Genomic DNA, 22,311 nt, shown 5'->3' with positions numbered 1-22,311 from the left:
ATTGCATGTCTCTTAAGTGGAAGTTTATGATCGCGCCGCTCATAGCGCTACTTACCATCGCAATTCTCATTGGAATTTTTTATCGTATCAATGATAAACAAAACGAAATTCTTGAATTCTTACAAATAGAACAAAAACAAACTTCCTATAAATACACGTCTATTGCGAATCAGTTGGCCATTAACCATACGCAAATATTTTCACTCCTGCGGGACGCTCCCACTATTAATGACGAAGGCATATTCTATGATTTGGGAAGAGGCTATTTACTTAAAATTCATGCTATTGAATCGCAATTTGCTGATCCTAAGTTAACAACTCTTATTCCTCCGGGGATTAAAGAAAAACTAGTCGGGTACCGAGTAACAACAACCAATGTGATCCTGACCGCTTCGGTCGATTTAGAACTGGCGTTTGGTATCATGAACGATTCGACTTTCCTATTTAACGAGCTGAATAATCAACTACTCAGTTTAAACGAAACCACTCAAAAATCGATTCAATCCACTATTATACAAAAACGGAAAGAACTAAAAAAAGCAGCGAATATCTCCATTTTAATAGCCCTAATACTCATTGTTGTCTCAACCAGTATAACTATTTTATTTTCTTCGCGACTGTCGAAGAAGCTGCGATATCTTATCGGTTATCTGCGCGAGATAGTAATCAAAGGTAAGCCAAACGACGATAAACTTAGCATTGAAGCTGATGAAATAAAAACCTTAAATTTAGTCGCCGTACAAGTCACAGAAGCCATTAAACAGCTAGAGTCAGAAGTCAGCAGCCGTATAAAAGCTGAAGAAACGGCACGAAATCTAAATCGCGAATTAGAGGACCGAGTAGCAATTAGAACCCAAGACTTACAAAAGAGTAACGATGAACTTATTAGCACCTTGGAAAAGTTGCAGCAAACTCAGAAAAAACTCATTGAGAACGACAAAATGGCCGCGTTAGGTGGCTTGGTTGCCGGTATTGCACATGAACTCAATACCCCCATAGGCACGGCATTAACTGGCATCACTCTGATTCAAGACAAAATTAGGGATATAATTGACCATTTTGATCAGAACGTCTTGACCAAACGTGAGCTTAAAGAGGGTTTGAACACTATCGATAAAAGGTTTGGGATTTCACTCATTAGTGTTCAACGAGCTGCCCAACAGATCAAAAGTTTTAAATTGGTTGCGGTTGATACCACGGCTGATGAAATCAGAAATATTAATCTAAAATCCTATTTAGAAGACATTCTCATGTCTCTCAAGCCACGGATAAAAAAAGGTCACAGAATCAAGGTAGCTTGTCCAGAGAAAACCACTATCAACAGCTATCCCGGCGCGCTTGTTCAAATTTTCACTAATTTAATAATGAATAGTTTGATCCACGGCTTTAATCATGACCGCGACGGAACTATAAGTATTGCAGTAACGGAGTTAGCCGATCAGGTCAAGCTTCTATACTGTGACAACGGCAAAGGTATATCCAGTGAGGTTGAAAAAGTATTCTTCAATCCATTCTTCACTACCAATCGAGGGGCTGGAGGCACTGGCCTTGGAACTCATATCATCTATAATTTGGTGACCCAACAATTGAAAGGCGATATCACTATAGTCCAAAACCATGGGCCCGGTCTGTGCTTTTGCATTACCATTCCAAAACTAAATCAGCAAATGACTATCTAACAGAAATAGCCATCACACTAGCATCGAATACAAACTATTAACCTGCCTATCTTGCATATCCGAATTTATAGGGCTTAACCGGACATACTGGATAAGCGACTGCGGGTAATGCTGTTGCAACAATCAATTGTTCTATTAAGATGCCTGTCCATGTAATATTACAATTAATGTTCTATTACGATGGCTGTCCATGTAAAAATGGCTGACCTGTTGCGATGGCTGTCCACGTAAATGCAGTCCACATAAATATTATTCAAGAATTCACGTGAAGGTTACAGTGGAGAATCCCAACAATGCTATTACAGGCATAAAAAAACCGCACTAAAGTGCGGTTTTTTTATTTGGCGTCCCCTAGGGGATTCGAACCCCTGTTACCGCCGTGAAAGGGCGGTGTCCTAGGCCTCTAGACGAAGGGGACTAAACCTTCTCTGACTGGTATTCACAACTTAGTAGCTAAGTTGCTTGGTTTCATTGATAACTAGGCTTATCAACAACACCAATATGACTTGAAAAAAACCGCCCAATTAAGTGCGGTTATTTTAAATGGCGTCCCCTAGGGGATTCGAACCCCTGTTACCGCCGTGAAAGGGCGGTGTCCTAGGCCTCTAGACGAAGGGGACTTTAACCTTCGCAACTTACGTTGCTTGTGACACTAGGCCACAAATCTAATTATATCTTTGGATAACTAGGCTTACTCAAAGATAGTGTCAATTTTATATTCTGACACAAAATATGGCGTCCCCTAGGGGATTCGAACCCCTGTTACCGCCGTGAAAGGGCGGTGTCCTAGGCCTCTAGACGAAGGGGACTTTAACCTTCTGTGACTTTCGTCACAAATAATATGTAATCACTACACACTATTATCTATTTTGTTCTCTATTGGTTTACTAGCTAGGCCTAATAAAACATCCTTGAAATATGGTGGAGCTAGGCGGGATCGAACCGCCGACCTCTTGCATGCCATGCAAGCGCTCTCCCAGCTGAGCTATAGCCCCGTGCTTACGTCAACTGGTCTATGCTTTTCGCTAGATACCATTCCCTGACAGCGGGGCGCATTCTAGGCATCCAGCCTTTTCATGTCAACGATTTTTTTAGGAATTTTCTCTGTTTGCTATATAAATAAGCGCCTTGTCTATTCGTTGCGCAACTTGCTCTGGTTTTAACAGATTCAAAGTCACATCTAACGATGGTGAATTTCCAGAACCTGTCGCAGCCACTCGTAAAGGCATTCCGACTTTACCCATGCCTACGTCTAATTCAGTTGCCGTATCATTGATGGCTTGCTGAATTGTCTCAGGCCCCCACTGTTGAATAGCTTGTAACTTGTCTTTAACCAACAATAGGGCATCTTTAGCCACTGGGCGTAAGTGTTTTTTAGCCGCGTTAGCATCAAACTCTTGATACTCTTCGTAAAAGTAACGGCTAATTTCCGCCATCTCTTTAAGTGTTTTCACTCTATCAGCCTGAATAGCAATAACATCTTCTAGCGCAGGGCCAGCACTTAAGTCTATTGCCTGCTGGTCGAAGTGCCATTTAGCATGCTCAGCGACTTCCTGTGCTGGCATTGTTTTAATATAGTGCTGGTTCAACCAAATGAGTTTGTCAGTATTAAATGCGGATGCGGATTGGCCAATAGCATCGAGGTCAAACAGTTCAATCATTTCATCCACAGAGAAGATTTCCTGATCACCGTGGGACCACCCTAGCCTAACCAAATAATTTAATAATGCTTGTGGTAGGTAACCGTCATCTCGATACTGCATGACGCTAACAGCTCCATGGCGTTTAGACAACTTTTTACCGTCATCACCCAATATCATAGAAACATGAGCGTACTCTGGGATTGGAGCTCCCAGCGCTTGCAATATATTAATCTGTCGTGGAGTGTTGTTTATGTGATCTTCGCCGCGCACAACATGGGTAATACCCATATCCCAATCATCCACAACAACACAGAAGTTATAAGTGGGTGTGCCATCGCTGCGCTGAATAACTAAATCGTCGAGCTCAGTATTACTGATCTCAATTTTGCCGCGAATGTGATCATTAACGACTACTGTCCCGTTCAATGGATTTTTAAAACGAATAGCAAATGGCTGATTTTCAGGATGATCGGTGCGTTCACGCCAAGTGCCTGGATAACGCGGTTTTTCGCCATTTGCCATTTGTTTTTCACGAATACCGTCTAATTCTGCAGAAGACATAAAGCATTTGTATGCTTTACCTTCTTTTAGTAATTGTTGGATGAGTTCTTTGTAACGGTCAAAACGCTTAGTCTGATAATAAGGACCGTCATCGTGATGCAGGCCTAACCACTGCATACCTTCTAATATGGCATTTATCGCCGCTTGCGTAGAGCGTTCAATGTCGGTGTCCTCGATCCGCAAGATAAACTTGCCTCCTTTACTTTTTGCATACAGCCATGAATAAAGGGCAGTTCTTGCGCCGCCAACATGCAAGTATCCGGTTGGGCTTGGTGCAAATCGAGTAGTAATAGACATTAAATAATTCCTAAGCTAATAAAGCATGCAAGTTTAACAGCCATCCTCCAATATAAAAAATGTTTAAACGGCTAATTTGGTATTTTTTATGCGGTTTATCGCAGGTATGATGAATTCAATATATAGTCGAATGGTAGGCGCGTAAACCCGATACAACCGAATGGAGAAAGACGGGTAACAATCTTATGGTTAATAAACCTGCTTAGTTGTATTCTTATTAAGCAAAACGTGTAGTAAAACGCCATTAGCACAATAAATTTCATCTTTTGGGTTGACAGCTAAAGACGCATATCTATAATAGCGCTCCACTTGCCAAGCACGGCAAGAAAGTAAACAAGTTGGACGCTTAGCTCAGTTGGGAGAGCATCGCCCTTACAAGGCGAGGGTCACTGGTTCAAGCCCAGTAGCGTCCACCACTTCTTTACATTGTACAGCTTTATAAAAGATGGACGCTTAGCTCAGTTGGGAGAGCATCGCCCTTACAAGGCGAGGGTCACTGGTTCAAGCCCAGTAGCGTCCACCACTTCTTTATACTGTACAGCTTCAAAATAGATGGACGCTTAGCTCAGTTGGGAGAGCATCGCCCTTACAAGGCGAGGGTCACTGGTTCAAGCCCAGTAGCGTCCACCACTTCCCCCATGTTATATTTTTTCAGGCGAGGCTCACCGGCCAAGTCTTTCAGACCGAACCACAGTAGCGTCCACCACTTCCCCCATGTTATATATTTTCAGGCGAGGCTCACCGGCCAAGTCTTTCAGACCGAACCACAGCAGCGTCCACCACTTCCCCCATGTTATATTTTTTCAGGCGAGGGTCACCGGTCAAGTCTTTCAGACCGAACCACAGTAGCGTCCACCACTTCCCCCATGTTATATTTTTTCAGGCGAGGCTCACCGGCCAAGTCTTTCAGACCGAACCACAGTAGCGTCCACCACTTCCCCCATGTTATATATTTTCAGGCGAGGCTCACCGGCCAAGTCTTTCAGACCGAACCACAGCAGCGTCCACCACTTCCCCCATGTTATATTTTTTCAGTCGAGGCTCACCGGTCAAGTCTTTCAGACCGAACCGCAGTAGCGTCCACCACTTCCCCCATGTTATATTTTTTCAGGCGAGGGTCACCGGTCAAGTCTTTCAGACCGAACCACAGTAGCGTCCACCACTTCCCCCATGTTATATTTTTTCAGGCGAGGCTCACCGGCCAAGTCTTTCAGACCGAACCACAGTAGCGTCCACCACTTCCCCCAAATTTATCAATTAATTCAATTATCTAAAATATTTTAATTGTCGGTAAACTTTACACACACTTTCATCCTTACCTGAAAACTCTATATATTTCAGATGCTTAAATTAAGGTCTAATATTTGCTTTAAAAACTCGATTTTTGAAACGAGTTGTTTCAAAGCTGTTTATCAAAAAATGGAGTTGTACATGTGCAAATTAGTTCTCTCGTTATCCCTGTTACTTTTCTTATTAAATTCTCATGCAGGTGTAATAGATATCACTTATGAATACGATTTGAATAATGGTTCTATTCATCAATGTATTAGTGGATCCGACACCTCGACTGGCACAGCATCAAATTGCTGGACCAATAGTTTTAGTGCACCTATTCCAAACACTGTAATAACCGAAGACGATACCCTTAAAATAGATATCTCCTTTCTAGCCGGTCAAAGGCTTAGATGGTCAGATGATGGAAATACATTTTATGACGACAACAGTGAATGGTTACAAGTGACTGCATCTGGTAGCGAACGCTTTGATATTTTCCCTGCCCGCTATTCTTTTGCGTTTAAGGATGTAAGTGGCAACGCACTTGTTGAATCCCTCGAATGGTTCCCACTAGGCAGCGCAGGCGATGCGACCCTATTCTCTGGTTTTTCAGGAGAAACTAATTTTACTGATAGTTACTTTGAATTTTCTGGACTTGTAGTTGAGATGGATTTCAATAGTCTACTGACTGATTCATCAACCAACTTCACTACACTAAACCAACTATCTTTAAGCTTTGTGTCAGGTAATTTTAAAGTGTTCGAAAATGTTGAATCGACACCTGTACCTGCTCCTTCTTCTCTATATTTGATACTAATCGCTCTTTTTGGTTTAGTCATTAAAAACAGAGGGGCCCTTGCCCGATAAAGTATAAGCAGCAATCAGTATGTAAGGCTGTTTGTAGTGGTCAAATCGATTAGGCCTTACATATATTTGCTCGACTTAGTTTTTCTAAACAGACAGAAAGACTAGATGATGTGTTACAAGACTCGTGCTGTTTAGTCAAATTTTCGTACCAGTCATTAAGATATTTTCGAACATAGCTCAACTCCAATTTAAACTTTATAGCGTTTGCGGAAAATCAAGTAATACACATTTACCCTATTTAGTGGGAAATATTATAAAACTACTTATTAAATTTCCGTCAAGTACGATAACCTAACTACCTGTTTGCAAATTAATTGGCTTATGAATCCACAAATATCGAAAGATACCAAAGTATTGATTGTTGATGATCAAGTTCTGGCTAAAGGATATATGAAGTATTCGCTAGAAGAACTCGGCTTCAGTAATATTACCTATGTGGATAAAGCCCAACACGCTATCAATAAAATTCGGCATGAACATTTTGATTTGATCATTTGCTCTTATAACTTGAAAAAAGACCATGATGGCTATCATCTCTACGACCAGCTCAAACATAACGGTGAATTAGACCCTAGCACCGCATTTATCTTTATCAGTGCCGATACCACCTCAGATTTAGTCCACAGTATCGTTGAATTACAACCCGATGATTTTTTAGCAAAACCCTTTACTGTCAATGAGTTGGATAAACGCCTAAGCAAAGTATTATTGCGTAAAAGAGCCTTAAAGAAAGTTTATCGTTACTTAGGCAAAGGACAGCTTTCTAAAGCATTGGCCGAAGTCGAGCTGTTTTTAGCAGATCCTAAAAACTCTGAGTTTTTCCCGCTAGCATTAAAAACCAAAGGCGAACTTTTGTTGGCCTGCGGCCATCATCAACAAGCCAAAGAATTTTATCAGGCAATCATCAATGTTCAGCCATTTACCTGGGCACAGTTAGGTTTGGTCAACGCTCATATTTATTTGAATGAAGATGAAGATGCAGAAAAACTGGTGCTGGAATTAGCCTTTCAATCAGACTCACAATTAGCCGCTTACGATCTGCTCACCGCACTGCAAATAAAACAAAAAGATTTCGAGAACGCATTAGAATGCGTGGTTATGGCCACTGAAATTTCACCTCGGAATATCCGAAGACATAAAACAGCCCTAGATTTATCCCGGATCACCCATGATTATGAAACCCAATTTGACGCAGCTAAGAAAATTGTCAAATTCGCCAAAGATTCTATTCACGACAAACCTGAAAATTATCTGAATGTCGCGCGAGCAGGAATCGATTTTGCGATGACATCCGATGAGAGTGAAACATTCAAACTTCTTAAGCAGGCCAATGAATATGTAAAACAATTCAAAGCGGCATTTCCCAAAGCTGAATTGCATGATCAAATAAAGGTAATTGATGCTCGATTATTATACTTGCAGGACGAGAAAGAGAATGCAAAAGCATTATTAGAACAACTGGCAGAAGAGAATTGGGAAATGGAAAGTATGGATGCCCTGCTTGATAAGGCCAAAGCCTTCCACGAACTAGGCCTATACGAAAAATCTAGTAAGATCCTCGATGCTATCGAGCGACGATGCAAAAAAGACCAACAACAAGGTAGTTTGTTTTTGCATTACGTTCAGCAAGAGAAGCAAGAAAGAATAGCCATTAAACAAACCCCTAAAGAACTAAATAACTCAGCCGTGACGTATTATAAACGGGGTGATTTGGATGATGCACTACGGGTCTTTAGACAAGCATTTACCGTCATGCCCAAAAATGTATCTATTGCATTGAACTTATTGCAAGCAATAGCCATGAACGAGAACGCCGATAATTCGTCCAGCGCCAATTTAAAACTAATCGATAATTGCATTCGCGTGGTCGAAAACAGCCAACTCAATGACGAACAACTAGAGCGCTATCATAAGGTCAGAGAACTACTCCAACAAACCGGAGATGCCTAAGAATTATGGCAGATCAACCCGCTTTTTCCTGATAAACTAGCCCGACACTCATTTCCCCAGCAAGTAGTATGCGTTCAAGTCGAATCCCAGTAGATCCAAATAGACCATTAAATTGGAGCGTATTTAGACAGCTTCTTCCATTTTTAATGGAGTTTAAGCAACGTGTATTTTTTGCCTTGTTGTGCCTAGTAGCAGCTAAAGTAGCCAGTGTATGGTTACCCTTTGTGCTCAAACACACCGTCGATACGTTAAATATCTCCTCACCGGGTAGTCAATTGTTAGTCGTACCTATAGCGTTGATTATTGCTTACGGAGTGCTGCGTTTAATTAATGTATTGATGGGAGAAATTAGAGACACCTTGTTTGGCAGAGTAACCGAACGTGCGATGCGCAGAGTGGGACTGAGGGTGTTTGAGCATCTGCATCAATTGGACCTCAACTTTCATCTCAATCGTCAAACCGGCGGATTATCCAGAGATATTGAACGCGGTACCAGCGGCATCAGCTTTTTGATGCGTTTTATGGTGTTCAACATCGGCCCTACCCTGATTGAAATTGTTATGGTCGTGGGTCTACTATTTTATAACTACGGCCTTAGTTTTGCCCTTATTATTTTAACTGCGGTGATTGTTTATATCACCTTCTCAGTCAAAGCAACTGATTGGCGAACCAAGTATGTTCGTGAAGTTAATTTGGCTGATTCCAGCACCAATTCCCGGGCGATTGATAGCCTATTGAATTATGAAACCGTGAAATACTTCAATAATGAAAAATACGAAGCGAGTCGCTATGATACAGACTTAGCTGGGTGGGAAAGCGCTAGACGTAAAAATCGTCTGTCATTATTTGCCTTAAACGGCGGACAAGCCTTCATCATCGCAGCAGCCATGACTTCCATGATGGCCATGGCGGCATTTGGCGTAGTTGAAGGCAAAATGACCATAGGTGACTTTGTCTTGATCAATGCCTTCACCATGCAAATATTTATGCCCCTGAACTTTCTTGGTTTTGTATATCGCGAAATTCGTGGCTCCTTGGCCAACATTGAAAACCTATTCACTCTACTTGATCAGCAGCCCCAGATTTCCGATGTAAAAGATGCCAAGCCGTTAATTGTAAGCAGCGGAAAAATCATCTTTTCACAAGTGGCATTTCACTATCGACCTGACCGACCTATTTTAAAAAACATATCCTTTGAGATAGCCCCTGGAGAAAAAGTGGCTGTCGTGGGTGAAAGCGGTGCGGGTAAGTCTACCCTTATGAAATTGCTATTTCGCTTTTACGATGTCAGCGCAGGCAAAATCTGTATAGATGGGCAGGATATCAGCCAAGTTCCCCAGCAATCCTTGCGTGAAGCCATAGGTATAGTGCCTCAAGATACAGTGCTGTTTAATGATAGTATTTTTGAAAATGTCCGCTATGGCCGACCGGATGCCAGTGATGACGACGTCCAAAAAGCTATCGATCTCGCCCATCTTCGTGGGTTTGTCAACAGTTTGCCCGATGGTGATAAAACACAAGTGGGTGAGCGGGGATTAAAACTATCCGGTGGTGAAAAGCAGCGTGTCGCGATTGCTCGGACCATTTTAAAACGTCCACCGATTTTAATCTTCGACGAAGCAACATCATCACTCGATAGCCAGTCAGAAAAGTCTATTTTGGACGCGATCAAGGAAATATCGCAAGGTCACACTAGTTTAGTGATTGCCCATCGCCTATCTACCATAGTCGATGCCGATAGAATTGTGGTAATGGATCAGGGGCAAATCATCGAACAAGGCACTCATTCTCAACTTTTAGATATGCAAGGCGCCTACACTACCCTATGGAACACACAGCAGAATAAAACACCATGATGGATTCCCAACAACTGAAACTCGCTATAAATCAAGTTATGCCATTTGGAAAATACGCTGGCCGAAAATTGCTGCACCTGCCGGAGCCCTATCTTGTATGGTTTCACCAGCAAGGATTCCCAGCGGGTAAGTTGGGCGAACAACTGGCGCTAATCTACGAAGTCAAAGTCAATGGATTGGAAGGCATGCTTGAATCATTGATAGAGCGCAGCTGATGCGTCACACAGCCCATTTAGTCGATGCCAACCTATTGGCTATACACAAGCTAATTGCAAGTAAAATACAGGCACGACCAGAGCTAATTACGCAGGTCGAAACTAAACTTGAAGAGCGTTTTAAAGTTGGCCTAATTTACCGTGGCAATTATTTAAACTGGAGTGCCATTATAGACTTACAAAATGACATGCCAGCATTAGTTGCTCAGTTGTGTGAGGATAGCGATGAAATGAACAGATTACGTCGTCAATCCCCCTTTGTCGGGGTTCTATCTGAGCAAGAACGTGAAGATTTTTTAGCCAATAACAACGCACAGGCCGCTAAAACCTTGTAATAAGGCCATTAAATTAGCAAATGAATGTCTAGCCTTGTGTTCTTGTGTAAGCTGCCCAGATGGTTGACACCTTGGAAAGATATAAAGCACTGTCGTATCAAGCGTTAAAGCACCACCTGTTGCAGATCCCCTATTCTTCTGCGTACAATGGCAAACTTATCAAAAAAAATACAAAAAAGGCGCTGTAAACAGCGCCTTTCGTCAAATCTTAAATCGAATTAACGACGTAGACCTAAACGTTTGATCAAATCTTGGTAACGCTCAAGGTTTTTACCTTTAAGGTAATCAAGTAATTTACGACGTTGACTTACCATGCGTAACAAACCACGACGTGAGTGGTGATCTTTCTTATGATCAGCGAAGTGACCTTGTAACTTGTTGATGTTGTTGGTTAACAAAGCAACTTGTACTTCAGGTGAACCTGTATCGCCTTCTTTCACGCCAAAATCAGCAAGGATTTGAGCCGTTTCTTGAGTAGTTAGTGACATATATTTCTCCAAATTGAATGAAGACTCGCCGATCACTAATTCAGCCGAGTCAAAAGAGCGCGTATTATAGCGATGCACCCCGTAATTTCAAGGATTAAAGCTAAATAAAGCAAATCCTAGGGTGTATCGTCCAACCACAGGTGAAAGTCAAAACTTAGACCGTATTGTAAGTTTTTTATTTTACGCTAAGCTGGAATAAAAAAGTAATGGAAATACCGTGACCTCAACCACCCAACGTGCTTCGAGCATCATTAGTCTCATCCTTACCCTGATTATTATTGCCACTTTACTCTTATCATGGCAAAGTCAAATTCCTAGTCAGGATGCCAGCTTTAATATCGGTGGTAGTCAATTTTCCAGCGACAATGCCCAGCGTCACATCCAGACGACTGCTCAACATCCCCATTACAGTGGCTCGGCACAACATGAACAAGTACGTCAATATATAGTCGAACAGTTGACCAAGTTAGGACTAGACGTACAGATTCAATCCGCCTTATCCATCAACTCAAATTACCCCGTCGCAGCACAAGTATTGAATATTGTCGCTCGGATACCTGCTCAGCCGAACAGCAATTCTGAACACGCCCTAGCCCTAATCTCACACTATGATTCATCGCTAGCATCCTCTTTAGGTGCAAGTGATGCTGGTAGCGGTGTAGCAGTGATACTCGAAGGTGTAAGGACGTTTTTGGCTAGCAAGTTAGATCAGCAAAATGATATTTATATTGTCATTACCGATGCCGAGGAGATTGGACTGCTGGGTGCAGAAGCTTTTGTGAAATCCCATCCTTGGGCAAAAAACATTACTTTGGCACTCAACTTTGAAGCCCGTGGCAGCGGTGGGCCTAGCTACACATTGTTAGAAACGAACGGTGGCAACCGACAGTTAATTCAAGCCTACGCTGCGGCTGGTATCACTCACCCTAATGCCAATTCCTTGATGTACAGTATCTATAAGATGCTACCCAATGACACCGATTTAACTGTATTAAGAGAGCAAGGTAATATTAAAGGCTTTAATTTCGCCTTTATCGATGACCACTTTGACTATCATACGGCACAAGACAGTGCAGCACGGTTAGATAAAAACACCCTAAATCATCAGATAGACTATATCACCGCGCTACTCCCCTACTTTGCCAACGCTGATTTGAGTCAATTGGACAGCGATGATGACAATGTATATTTTAATTTCGGTAGTTTAGCGCTTTACGACTATCCGTTCTCATGGGTATTACCTATGGCACTGCTTGTCACATTGGTTTTTGTGATGATGTGCATCAATGGCATTAAAATGGGTAAGTTGACGGTTAATAGGATATTGACCGGCTATTTACCATTGTTTTTGAGTATCGGAGTGGCCACATTAATTGGTTTATTTGGCTGGCAAGGGCTTTTACTTCTCTATCCACAATTTCAAGATATCACCCAAGGATTCCCTTATACCGGACATTATATAATCGCCTGCGGAATATTGCTGACGATAACGGCCACGGCATTGATATACAGCTGGCTGATCAACAGATTTGATGGGATAACCAGCGCTCAATGGTACGTATCCATCATTAGTGTTTGGATAGTGATAAATCTATTGCTCAGCATATTTTTAACCGGTGCGGGTTTTTTTATCATTATGGCTATCGCACCTTTAGCGATATTTAGTAGCCTACTGCGAGACAATGAGAGTGCCAATCGCAACGCTATTATGATCACCTTATTTAGTCTACCTGGCTTAGTCATTATTACCCCACAAATACCCGTTTTTGTAATAGGTTTAGGTTTGTCTAACTTGGCAATTGCCACCATCATCAGCGTATTAGTGTTTGTGACCTTAATACCGTTATTTTTTGTGTTAAAAGGGATCCGCAGTATTCAACTGTTTATGTTAGCCGGTGCCATCATTAGCTTCGTGGGAATTAGCCTGCACGCAGATTATAGTGCAGAGCGTAAGAAGCCCAGTAGCGTAAATTATCTGTATGATGCTGATAAGCAGCAAGCCTATCTGTTTTCCTACAATAGGCAATTGGACAGCTTCACTGAACAATTTTTTAATGAACAAAACAGGGTTAACCTGCTTAATAAGGATGTGTTTCCGATTAGTCGTCGACGCCAAGCATATTTTACCACCGAAGTGGCCGCATTGCCGTTGCAAGGGTCTGGTTACATGGTCAAACGCACAAGCTTAGAAAATGGGATAAAAAGGCTCAGCATCACCATCGAGCCAAACAGACAACTGCATAACATTAAACTGATGGCCGATAGTCCGATTAAATTACGCAATATGAGCATAAATGAGCAAGACTATGTTGCCACTAATCCTATCGCCCGAAAATTTGTTTTCCAGCTGAATAGCATTCATAAACAGTCGATTAGCGTAACCTTTGATTACACTGATGCAATGGGTGCAAACCAATCGGCAGCACAGCCGATTTTTAACCTGATTGAGACAAGTTATGACTTGCCGCAACAATGGCCCGGATTCAAGCCACGAGAGGAACATTTAATGCCCTCGACATCTGGTACCAGTGACGCAACTATCATCAGTCAAAAAATAGCCTTTGATTAACCAGCAACAGATTAATGATTTGAGATGTGGTGTGTTACAAAATGTCATTTTCAAGAGAAATTGTCGGTTTAGTTACTATAAATTATATATAAAGTATAAAGTAGACACCCATTTTTATTAAGTTTTCGAATATTGATTTTTTTGGTAATACTGAAATGCTAAATGCCTTAGTTCTGGGTAGGTAAAATAATGCCTAACTGCAGATTTTGAATACGATATCGGTTATTCATTTGATAAGTCGGTCGATTTACCAAATCCTAAGCAGCCGAAATTACCCGCTTATTGTGGCATGCAGAGACTTGATGATTTGATGTTGTTATGCGTGTTTGAACAATATTTTTGCCTTACCCATGCCTCTTATGCGTTGATGTTTTGTGTGACGCTTGAACAGTATAAAGTAGACACCCATTTTTATTAAGTTTTCGAATATTGATTTTTTTGGTAATACTGAAATGCTAAATGCCTTAGTTCTGGGTAGGTAAAATAATGCCTAACTGCTATTATAAAGTAGACACCCATTTTTATTATTATAAAGTAGACAGCCATCTTTATCGGTTAATAAAGTAGACAGCCATCTTTATTAAGTTTTCGAATATTGATTTTTTTGGTAATACTGAAATGCTAAATGCCTTATTCTGGGTAGGTAAAATAATGCCTAACTGCAGATTTTGAATACGATATCGGTTATTCATTTGATAAGTCGGTCGATTTACCAAATCCTAAGCAGCCGAAATTACCCGCTTATTGTGGCATGCAGAGACTTGATGATTTGATGTTGTTATGCGTGTTTGAACAATATTTTTGCCTTACCCATGCCTCTTATGCGTTGATGTTTTGTGTGACGCTTGAACTGCTGAAGCATATGCTCACTGCCCACCGCGGTGGCAAAGTGCTTTTCGAATTCAGTGGTGAGTGCCAGCCATTGCTCTGTATTGATGTTTAGTCGTTGAAGAATATCGCTCTGGCTATGGTCAATATATCCGGCTTTGTCGTCTCGAAGACTTCTGCCAGTGCTATCAACTAGTACACAATAATCAATCAAGCTGAAGGCGATACCTTTGGGCATGTTTTGTCGATAATTACCTACAAAACACATCAGAGAAGCAGGTTGTTTGCCTTCTTTGAGGGCGTGAATACGTTGAAACACACTAGTATGCTTGGAGGTTTCTGGCGTACTTTCCATTTTGGAGCGAATTGGGTTTAAATCCACATAGGCCATACAGGCTAGCACCGCGCTTTCATCTAGCAAGGCCTGGCTTTTGAATCTTCCTTCCCAAAACCTGCCCGTGCAGCCATCTTCTGCATTGGCTTCACGAGCAATGTGTTCATTTAATTCACGCATAAACCAACTGATGTCGTATAAGCGATGACGGACAACCTCAACGGTTTCATCCACTGTCAGTTGCTCGCAAGTACTAAGCGCATCACCCCGTAAATACTTTTGTGTGAGTAACGTGCCCTTGTGTAATCGATGCCAACGGCTAAGGACCTCTTTGTCAGGCCAACTGCCCGCAAGGTCTTTATCCACACACAGCACCACATGGGTATGATTACTCATCACCGCATAGGCCGCGATATCAATGGCAAATACCGAACCTAAAAATAACAAACGAGATTCTACCCAGTCCCGGCGATGCTCGTAACTTTGTCCCGTGTATTTATCTTCGCCACACAAAAAAGAACGCCGTACACAGCGGGAAACACAATGATAATAAGGGGTATCGATTAAGCTGATTTGATTTTTTCGAGCTTGAGGCATACATCATCCATCCATGGTTGATTAACGTCCTTAAAGCCTAGTCGAAGATTGAAACTTTAACAGTCTAGGAATGGGTGTCTTAATAATATTAACAGTCTAGGAATGGGTGTCTTAATAATATTAATAATCAAGATTACGGATTAAAACAATGGGACTAAATAATACCTAGGGCTCGGCTCGATTATATGTACCGGAATTGTTGTCCCTGATGTTAAGAGTTTTCGTCTACTACACAAGAAGTAGAGACAGTCATTAAGCTAATGGCATACAACCTCAAAATAGGCGCTTAGCCGCCGTTCAAGCTCTCAAAATACCTTTTGAGAGCTTGAACGGCAATTCTTTCGGTTAGAATACAATTGAGGGTTTGATTATTAAACGTCAAGTCATTACCTAATAGGCACTTCGTCAATAGATTGTGATTCTGGCTCCATCAGCGGCTTTTGATGAACTGCAAGGGCCTGCTTGTCTCTCACATTTTTTTGTACCGTTACCGCCGCGAACAAACTTAAGGTATACGCCATGGCATAAAACCCCTTCTCGCTAAGTAACAAATCTGCATTGATTAAACCGATTACTAATAACCCAATGGCAAGGCCAGATGACGCCCATGATAAAATCGTGTAAATGTTTGAGGTACTCATACCTTCTGCTTTATCACGAATAGTTTTCTGCAAAGAGACCATGGAAAATAAGCCATATAGGATGGTTATCAGATAGTACCCTTTCTCATTCAATTCCATTTGCGCATTAATCAGTCCCAAAGCATAAGCTGAAACCCCAATGAAAAGTGCTGCAATAGAGGCCCATGTATAGGATTTTGTTGGGGCTTGAATAGTATTATGTTTAAAGTTTGATTTTGTTTTAATCGACATTATTCATCTCACTCTTAGTGAATAAGTAACTGAAAAATACAGCTTAACAGCAATTTTTATAGGTGAAAACTTTAGATCTGTAATCTGTCCTAAGGTTACTACTCAGTCTTTAAAGAGCCGTAACCTCACCGTTGGCTTGAAAGGTGACAAAATCATCGCTCAATTGATTCGACTGCAAATATCTACCTAAACTAGAAAACGTTGCGGTATACACTTTACCTTTATGATCTTTGGTGGTGACGTCATCCATTAACATAGAGCCAAACATCAATTTAAATCTGCTGGTGCTCAATTTTTGCGGCTTAAAATGTGCTTGGGCATTGACCTTTAATTGCTCCATATCAAGAGTTTGATAGATTGCCGCATTAATCAAATCTAAAGTATATTCAGTACAGTTTTGAAATTGATTATTGAAGGGGTTGGCGATAACCGAGTAGTTATTATTATGCAATAGCTTGTCATTCCCTGAGGCAATCAGCTCTATCAGTTTCTGTTGGAGTTCAATTGATGGAATCAGTACCCCGGCAGTTAATTCTTGCGCCCCCCAAAAGAAATCAATGGGATAATCCACAACTAATTCGCTTTTATCGGCTTGCCCGTTCAATTGGTATAAATTGTGGATGGCATATCCTTGCAATACTTCGCCATTGGTCAGCTCAATATTCGAGTATATCGCCAAGGCAGTATGGGTAAACTTGATCCCCTTAGGTAGATCCTTTTCAGGACGACCTACCCTAGCAATGATAAACGCCCTCGCCCCTTTACTGGCCGCATACTTTTCCACATCTTTGGCAAATTTGATGATTTTTTCAGGCTCATGCAGTGCTTCGGCTTGGCTTTGACTGCCCGCCCAAGCACTAGGTACGACTAACAAAAAAATTAAAAGCACATGACGTAAATGCATATCCCTATTTCCTTTATAAAATTAATAATCTCAAGGTTATCAACACAGCCTGATTTACTTTTCAGGCTGCTTGATTACTTGATTTGGCGCCGGATCCGCGGTGATCGTCCGCTCGGTAATAACTAAAGTAGTCTGCGACTGATGTTCATGCGCGTGGGATGCTTTGATACTCTTATCAAGCGAGTCCCCGGCAGCAACCACTGCGCTTCCTGCTACGGCACTGGTGCCGGCCACCACAATGACAGGGACAGCTACAGCTGCGCTTGCAACGACAGCTGTAGAAGCAAGACCTTCAGACGCTGCTAAAGCAGAATGTTTACTTGCTTGGCCACTATGCTGGCCTGAATCTTGTGCATTGGCGTTAATCGCGAAAACTGATAACAAACTGATAAGTACAACCGTTGATGATCTCATTGTTCTTCCTTTAATTGTTGTGAACGAGATAGACAATATATTCGAGTATAAAATATGTAAACATAAATAATTTATGTATAGTAGATATCAACGATTAGTTTATTAATAATATACCTTGGTGAATTATGAGTCAGATCACTAAAATCAGTCAAACCTTAAAGAAGCTGTTAAAGCAGCATCAACTTACTTATCGAGATATCGCGACCCATTTAAATATGAGTGAAGCCAATATTAAGCGTATTTTCTCTACCAACAGTTTTACCTTAGAGCGTTTGGAAGATATCTGCACCATGTTACAAATGAATCTGTCTGACTTATTTTATATTGTTCAGCAGCAAGCAGAACGATTGAGTCAGTTAACGGTTGAACAAGAAAATCATCTGCTTAGTGATCCCAAACTTTTATTGGTCGCGGTGTGTGTTAGAGATGGCTGGACATTTGAGGAAATCATCAGTCAATATCAAATTGATCAATTTGAGTGTACCCGTCTTTTAGCCAAACTCGACAAACTTAAAATTATAAATCTGCTGCCTAATAATCATTACAAATCATTAATTGCTCAGGATTTTCGGTGGATCCCAGGCGGACCGTTAGAAAAGTTCATGGAGCAAGAGGTGATGGTGAAATTTATGGCACCTAAAAAAGACGAGAAATGGAATTTCCGCATGTATATTCGTGGACGTTATTCCCAATCTTCGATTGAAATTATTCAACGCAAACTCAATCAACTGACCAAAGATGCGGCGAATCTAAATCAAGAGGATGCTTCCCTAACATTAGAAAAGCGTCAACATATAGGACTATTAATGGCCATGCGCCCCTGGGAGCCGTCTTTGTTCGAAAATATGCGACGCTCAAAACCCAAATAGTCATGCATACTAGTGCCAACAAAGTAATCGCGTTCTAACAGCACTGCTACAAAATAAGCTTAGCGGTGTTGATTACGATAAATTGTTAGTGCGGGCACAACACTTACCAGCATACCCGCTAAAATGATCATCAGACAAAACCACAGACTTTGCACAGTGAAGATATTACTATCAATAAAGAGCCCATAATGCTCACTGAGCAAAGGGCTAGCAACAGTAAAACTTAACCACGTCAACAACATTCCAATTGCCACCGCTAGACAGGTTATCAATAGTGCTTCAAGTTGTAATAAAAGACACAACGTAATAGGAGTTGCTCCGACAATTCGCAGAACTTTTAATTCAGGTTCGCGGGCTTTGAGGCTGGCCAGTAAAATAGCACATAAACCGAGCATAGATGAGCAAAGCACCAGCACACTGATAACACCCAGTACTTTTTCCACACCTCCCACTATGCTCCAAAGTTCAGTCAATGCCACACCCGGTAGTACTGCGCTCAATGCTTGTTGTTTAAACTGATTGATTTCACGTTGGACTGTCAATACTGCAATTCTAGATTGCAGTCCTAATAAAAAGGCGCTTATTTGGCTAGGGGGCGTCTGTTTCTCAGCATGCTCATGAGTATTAATTTCAGGGCTAGTATCAAGCTGGCCGTGATTATCCATCCCAGCCGTGCGGCGCCCACCAGCAAGGGATGGCGTGACTTGATGCAGACCGTCAATGTCAGTGATGTTTATGTGTAAGGTTTTATCAATTGGTGTGCCCGTAGCTTGTAAAATCCCAACCACTGTAAAGGGATGTTGCTTATGTTGACTAAAACTAATTTTAGCTACGCCATGGGACAATACCAATTCATCGCCAATGTGATAGTTTAATTCTTCGGCAACATCAGCACCTAATACAAGTTGTTGTGCTTTTTCAAATACTGCGCCTTGCTGGAGCACCAATGGTTGTTTATCGCCATATTGATAGTGACTAAAATAATCATGGTTAGTACCTAAAACCGGATAACCTTGGTGAGAATCTCCCAATGCCAGAGGAATGGCCCATTTCACTTGTGGATGCTCAGTGAAATGTTGGAAACTTTGCCAACTTACGGAGTTAGTGGCATAACCAATCCGAAATACTGAGTTAAGTAATAAACTTATTGAACTGGTGCGGGCTCCAACAATTAAATCAACACCGGAAACCGTGCGATTAAAGCTATTCTTTGTCTGACTTCGAATATGTTCAACGCTGATAAACAAAAATACGCTTAACACAATGGAGAATAATGTTAATAACACCGTAGCCTTACGATCTTGTAAGCTTTTAGTCGCAATCGTCAGCAGCATACTACTTAGTCCTAAGCTGATTGGCAGCAGTGAATTCGCTTATGTGAATAGTCTGATCAAAGTGTTTTTCTAAGCGCTGATCATGACTGACAAACAACAGCGCTGATTGATTCGCCTCACATAAGTCTACTAGGGTGTCGATAAATCCATCTGTGGCACTGCTGTCTAACGCAGACGTAGGCTCGTCAGTAATCAATAACTGAGGTGCGTTAATCATAGCCCGAGCGATGGCAACCCGTTGCTGTTGGCCAACGCTTAGTTGATCAGCCCGTTGATTAAACAGTGACTGGGACAGTTGCAGCCCTTCGAATAAAATGGCAGCGCGTTGATCCACATCGCCCTGTTCATTGTTTGCGAAATAATTGGCAAGTTTGACATTTTCCAAAACCGTCAAATAAGGAACCAGATTAAATTGCTGAAAGACCATACCTATGTGCAAGGCTCTAAACCGGTCTCGTTTACTGCTGGATAGGGTTGAAAATGCCTGTTCATTAATTCTAACCTCACCTGATTGGGGCTGGAGTACACCACAAATCAGTTGTAGCAATGTACTTTTCCCCGTTCCGGAATTGCCTTGTAAAAATACTTTCTGGCCCTTGTATAAACACCAACCGTCGACATCAATCAGCGGATGTGTGCGGCCTGAGTTTTGCTTATCTGCGGAATACGCAAATTTGAGCGAAGAAAGCTCTACCACAGGTTTAGGCGTAAAATGAACATCCTGGATAGGATCCAATGGAGGTAAATTCAAAGCTGCCACCCACACCTTGCTTGCATATTATTGCTCACTTTTTTCTAAGAGTAACTTATCGCGCTGTTGTTGAGTCAGCACCTGCAGATACTTTTCATCAATGATCCATTTCGGCATCGCTGTTCTTAGCAAAGTTAAATAGTCATAAATCGATAGTTGAATGCTAATAAGTTGTGTTGCCGACTCCGACAGGCCGGTTTTATCTTCAGTAGTAGCAGACAACGACGAATATTGCCCAAGCAAATTATCTAAGTAATCGGTATTTACCTCCATGCTTAGATCACTCTTTGAGGCGACCCTACTCCCGGTAACGTTAAGAGCTTCGATGTCTCCTAGATACTCACTGGTTTTTCCCTCTCGCCGTGCAGATGTGAGGCGATTCGCGTCGGTTGCACCTAAGCCGATATCAATGTTAATGTCTGCTTGCATATCCAAGCTCAAGGGCTCAACATTAATATCATCCAAGGCTTTCGCCGCAAGAGTGAGAGCTTCTTTTTCGGCATATTGTGATAACTCAGGTTTTTGAGTTTCCATCTCAGCTGAAATATTCATATCTGCTTGAACAAAAGATTGCGGAGCACTTTGACGCTGTTGAGAGGACTTTTGCCGTGTGGCTAACAGTGCCTTTTCAGCCGCACGTTGTTCATTTAGTGTGGCTTCATCCGCTATGGCATAGGGATCAACTGCAACACCATTGGGCGCAGATAAACTCGGTTCGAAGCGATCATATTGAATATAAACCATAAAACTAATGAAGATTACCGATGCCGCAATGGAGGTTGGCCATTGCAGTCTTCGCCAAGTGGATATAACGCCCTTAGTTGGTTTACGTACAGTAGACAAATGAGACGCTGCCATTGCAGTTATTTTGTTATCCAATTCAGTTGTTGGTGTGGCTTTTGGCATGGTTTGATACAATTGACTGAGTTTGGCATCAGTCAAAGTTTCAGGTTGATGGTTTGACGTACTGTTTTGATCACTCACCACTGTCATTCACTATATATCGATGGTTTAATTTAACGCTCAAACATTTTCGCAACTGGCGATAGGCATTCCTAGCCCGACTTTTGGTTGCTTCATGGTTAGCATTCACAATTTCTGCAATTTGCACTTGTGTCATGCCCCCTTCTTCTTTCAACAAAAATACATCGAGTAATAATACGGGTAGCCCCCTTATACACCTTTGTAAGGCATTTTGTTGTCGCTGCTGAGAAATCTGCTTTTCTAGTTGATTTTGTTGGCTTGTTGCCCCTTGCAAATCATCATCAATATTGCTCTGATTGGTATCGATAACCGCTTCAACAATCTTGTCATGTCGAACATGATCAATCAATTTATGTCTGGCGATGGTATACAGCCAAGTTGAAAACTTGGCGGAAGGTTGAAATGACGAAGCGTGCTGGATCACATTTCCCCAACTGTCTTGAAAGAGATCTTCTGCCAATTGGCGATCCTTTGTTTGGCGCAAAAGATAGCGATACACGCCCCCCTTATGCTTATCGTACAACAACGTAAAACTTGTCAAGTCTCCCTGCAGGTACCGTTGTAGCAACACTTCATCGCTCACATCGTTCACCTTAAATCCTGTTTACTTCTTTCTAACGAAAATATGCCTTGGGTTTAACAGCCCATGGTTTTATGGGCAGATAAATTGAGCTGTGATAAGCACCTAT

General features: G+C 41.7%; 18 protein-coding genes and 7 tRNA genes. 11 read left to right on the top strand and 14 right to left on the bottom strand.

Annotation, left to right across the window (positions count from 1 at the left end):
- The first annotated feature begins 5 nt into the window (after positions 1 to 5).
- Positions 6 to 1,679, top strand: coding sequence for a sensor histidine kinase (locus QR722_RS07275; protein WP_286286659.1), 1,674 nt, complete (start codon positions 6 to 8; stop codon positions 1,677 to 1,679).
- A gap of 342 nt (positions 1,680 to 2,021) precedes the next feature.
- Here the strand turns inward: QR722_RS07275 and QR722_RS07270 are convergent.
- From QR722_RS07270 to gltX, 5 genes are all read right to left on the bottom strand, one after another.
- A tRNA-Glu gene (locus QR722_RS07270) sits at positions 2,022 to 2,097 on the bottom strand.
- 126 nt (positions 2,098 to 2,223) lie between these two features.
- A tRNA-Glu gene (locus QR722_RS07265) sits at positions 2,224 to 2,299 on the bottom strand.
- A gap of 113 nt (positions 2,300 to 2,412) precedes the next feature.
- Positions 2,413 to 2,488, bottom strand: a tRNA-Glu gene (locus tag QR722_RS07260).
- Positions 2,489 to 2,598: 110 nt separating this feature from the next.
- A tRNA-Ala gene (locus QR722_RS07255) sits at positions 2,599 to 2,674 on the bottom strand.
- Positions 2,675 to 2,770: 96 nt separating this feature from the next.
- A complete protein-coding gene (gltX, locus tag QR722_RS07250) occupies positions 2,771 to 4,180 on the bottom strand; it encodes a glutamate--tRNA ligase (RefSeq protein WP_286286657.1) in 1,410 nt (469 codons plus the stop codon).
- Between the two features lie 340 nt (positions 4,181 to 4,520).
- On the opposite strand from gltX, the gene QR722_RS07245 reads away from it, so the two are divergent.
- The 8 genes from QR722_RS07245 to QR722_RS07210 all read left to right on the top strand — a co-directional run bounded on the left by QR722_RS07245 (position 4,521) and on the right by QR722_RS07210 (position 10,678).
- Positions 4,521 to 4,596: transfer RNA gene (locus tag QR722_RS07245), tRNA-Val, on the top strand.
- A gap of 31 nt (positions 4,597 to 4,627) precedes the next feature.
- Positions 4,628 to 4,703 (top strand) — tRNA-Val (locus QR722_RS07240).
- 31 nt (positions 4,704 to 4,734) lie between these two features.
- A tRNA-Val gene (locus QR722_RS07235) sits at positions 4,735 to 4,810 on the top strand.
- A gap of 801 nt (positions 4,811 to 5,611) precedes the next feature.
- Positions 5,612 to 6,322 (top strand): hypothetical protein, encoded by a 711-nt coding sequence (locus QR722_RS07230; protein ID WP_286286655.1) that lies wholly within the window; start codon positions 5,612 to 5,614, stop codon positions 6,320 to 6,322.
- 321 nt (positions 6,323 to 6,643) lie between these two features.
- Positions 6,644 to 8,272 carry a tetratricopeptide repeat-containing response regulator gene (locus QR722_RS07225; RefSeq protein ID WP_286286652.1) on the top strand — a complete coding sequence of 543 codons (1,629 nt, stop codon included), beginning with the start codon at positions 6,644 to 6,646 and terminating at the stop codon, positions 8,270 to 8,272.
- Positions 8,273 to 8,340: 68 nt separating this feature from the next.
- Entirely contained in the window at positions 8,341 to 10,128 is a 1,788-nt protein-coding gene (locus QR722_RS07220) for an ABCB family ABC transporter ATP-binding protein/permease (RefSeq protein ID WP_286286650.1), read from the top strand.
- Entirely contained in the window at positions 10,128 to 10,343 is a 216-nt protein-coding gene (locus QR722_RS07215; RefSeq protein ID WP_286287597.1) for a DUF3820 family protein, read from the top strand. The genes QR722_RS07220 and QR722_RS07215 overlap by 1 nt, the downstream gene beginning before the upstream one ends.
- Positions 10,343 to 10,678: a hypothetical protein gene (locus QR722_RS07210; protein WP_286286648.1), complete on the top strand. Its 336-nt coding sequence runs from the start codon at positions 10,343 to 10,345 to the stop codon at positions 10,676 to 10,678. Before QR722_RS07215 ends, QR722_RS07210 begins: the two co-directional genes overlap by 1 nt.
- Positions 10,679 to 10,896: 218 nt before the next feature.
- On the opposite strand, the gene rpsO is transcribed toward QR722_RS07210, so the two are convergent.
- Positions 10,897 to 11,166, bottom strand: a complete 270-nt coding sequence (gene rpsO / locus QR722_RS07205; protein WP_286286646.1) for a 30S ribosomal protein S15 — start codon at positions 11,164 to 11,166, stop codon at positions 10,897 to 10,899.
- A gap of 217 nt (positions 11,167 to 11,383) precedes the next feature.
- On the opposite strand from rpsO, the gene QR722_RS07200 reads away from it, so the two are divergent.
- A complete protein-coding gene (locus QR722_RS07200; RefSeq protein ID WP_286286644.1) occupies positions 11,384 to 13,735 on the top strand; it encodes a M20/M25/M40 family metallo-hydrolase in 2,352 nt (783 codons plus the stop codon).
- A gap of 778 nt (positions 13,736 to 14,513) precedes the next feature.
- On the opposite strand, the gene QR722_RS07195 is transcribed toward QR722_RS07200, so the two are convergent.
- The 4 genes from QR722_RS07195 to QR722_RS07180 all read right to left on the bottom strand — a co-directional run bounded on the left by QR722_RS07195 (position 14,514) and on the right by QR722_RS07180 (position 17,684).
- A complete protein-coding gene (locus tag QR722_RS07195; protein WP_286282834.1) occupies positions 14,514 to 15,494 on the bottom strand; it encodes a transposase in 981 nt (326 codons plus the stop codon).
- 386 nt (positions 15,495 to 15,880) lie between these two features.
- Positions 15,881 to 16,366 carry an inner membrane protein YiaA gene (yiaA, locus tag QR722_RS07190; protein WP_286286641.1) on the bottom strand — a complete coding sequence of 162 codons (486 nt, stop codon included), beginning with the start codon at positions 16,364 to 16,366 and terminating at the stop codon, positions 15,881 to 15,883.
- A gap of 109 nt (positions 16,367 to 16,475) precedes the next feature.
- Entirely contained in the window at positions 16,476 to 17,270 is a 795-nt protein-coding gene (locus QR722_RS07185; RefSeq protein WP_286286637.1) for a DUF2145 domain-containing protein, read from the bottom strand.
- 54 nt (positions 17,271 to 17,324) lie between these two features.
- On the bottom strand, positions 17,325 to 17,684 hold the full coding sequence (locus tag QR722_RS07180; RefSeq protein WP_286286635.1) for a hypothetical protein: 360 nt from the start codon (positions 17,682 to 17,684) through the stop codon (positions 17,325 to 17,327).
- A gap of 125 nt (positions 17,685 to 17,809) precedes the next feature.
- Here QR722_RS07180 and QR722_RS07175 point away from each other — a divergent pair, with 125 nt between their 5' ends.
- Positions 17,810 to 18,553, top strand: a complete 744-nt coding sequence (locus tag QR722_RS07175; protein WP_286286633.1) for a helix-turn-helix domain-containing protein — start codon at positions 17,810 to 17,812, stop codon at positions 18,551 to 18,553.
- A 59-nt stretch (positions 18,554 to 18,612) separates the two neighbouring features.
- Here QR722_RS07175 and QR722_RS07170 read toward each other — a convergent pair whose 3' ends face one another.
- The 4 genes from QR722_RS07170 to QR722_RS07155 are packed head-to-tail and all read right to left on the bottom strand — an operon-like array spanning position 18,613 to position 22,214.
- Positions 18,613 to 19,887, bottom strand: coding sequence for an ABC transporter permease (locus QR722_RS07170; protein WP_286286631.1), 1,275 nt, complete (start codon positions 19,885 to 19,887; stop codon positions 18,613 to 18,615).
- 1 nt (position 19,888) lies between these two features.
- Positions 19,889 to 20,638: an ABC transporter ATP-binding protein gene (locus QR722_RS07165; RefSeq protein WP_286286629.1), complete on the bottom strand. Its 750-nt coding sequence runs from the start codon at positions 20,636 to 20,638 to the stop codon at positions 19,889 to 19,891.
- A 27-nt stretch (positions 20,639 to 20,665) separates the two neighbouring features.
- The gene (locus tag QR722_RS07160; protein WP_286286627.1) at positions 20,666 to 21,622 is read right to left on the bottom strand and encodes a hypothetical protein; all 957 of its coding nucleotides are present in this window, start codon (positions 21,620 to 21,622) and stop codon (positions 20,666 to 20,668) included.
- Complete coding sequence (locus tag QR722_RS07155) at positions 21,615 to 22,214, bottom strand: sigma-70 family RNA polymerase sigma factor (protein WP_286286623.1); 600 nt, start codon at positions 22,212 to 22,214, stop codon at positions 21,615 to 21,617. The genes QR722_RS07160 and QR722_RS07155 overlap by 8 nt, the downstream gene beginning before the upstream one ends.
- Positions 22,215 to 22,311 lie beyond the last annotated feature (97 nt).

It is taken from the genome of Aliiglaciecola sp. LCG003 (assembly GCF_030316135.1).
Classification (GTDB): Bacteria; Pseudomonadota; Gammaproteobacteria; order Enterobacterales; family Alteromonadaceae; genus Aliiglaciecola.
The sequence above is the reverse complement of the archived record's forward strand: the minus strand, read 5'-3'. Positions and strand labels throughout refer to the sequence as shown.

Coding starts and splice junctions, on each gene's coding strand:
- QR722_RS07225 (WP_286286652.1), top strand. CDS start 6,644: ATGAATCCACAAATATCGAAAGATACCAAAGTATTGATTGTTGATGAT.
- yiaA (WP_286286641.1), bottom strand. CDS start 16,366: ATGTCGATTAAAACAAAATCAAACTTTAAACATAATACTATTCAAGCC.
- gltX (WP_286286657.1), bottom strand. CDS start 4,180: ATGTCTATTACTACTCGATTTGCACCAAGCCCAACCGGATACTTGCAT.
- QR722_RS07175 (WP_286286633.1), top strand. CDS start 17,810: ATGAGTCAGATCACTAAAATCAGTCAAACCTTAAAGAAGCTGTTAAAG.
- QR722_RS07195 (WP_286282834.1), bottom strand. CDS start 15,494: ATGCCTCAAGCTCGAAAAAATCAAATCAGCTTAATCGATACCCCTTAT.
- QR722_RS07170 (WP_286286631.1), bottom strand. CDS start 19,887: ATGCTGCTGACGATTGCGACTAAAAGCTTACAAGATCGTAAGGCTACG.
- QR722_RS07185 (WP_286286637.1), bottom strand. CDS start 17,270: ATGCATTTACGTCATGTGCTTTTAATTTTTTTGTTAGTCGTACCTAGT.
- QR722_RS07220 (WP_286286650.1), top strand. CDS start 8,341: ATGCGTTCAAGTCGAATCCCAGTAGATCCAAATAGACCATTAAATTGG.
- QR722_RS07180 (WP_286286635.1), bottom strand. CDS start 17,684: ATGAGATCATCAACGGTTGTACTTATCAGTTTGTTATCAGTTTTCGCG.
- rpsO (WP_286286646.1), bottom strand. CDS start 11,166: ATGTCACTAACTACTCAAGAAACGGCTCAAATCCTTGCTGATTTTGGC.
- QR722_RS07215 (WP_286287597.1), top strand. CDS start 10,128: ATGGATTCCCAACAACTGAAACTCGCTATAAATCAAGTTATGCCATTT.
- QR722_RS07230 (WP_286286655.1), top strand. CDS start 5,612: ATGTGCAAATTAGTTCTCTCGTTATCCCTGTTACTTTTCTTATTAAAT.
- QR722_RS07210 (WP_286286648.1), top strand. CDS start 10,343: ATGCGTCACACAGCCCATTTAGTCGATGCCAACCTATTGGCTATACAC.
- QR722_RS07275 (WP_286286659.1), top strand. CDS start 6: ATGTCTCTTAAGTGGAAGTTTATGATCGCGCCGCTCATAGCGCTACTT.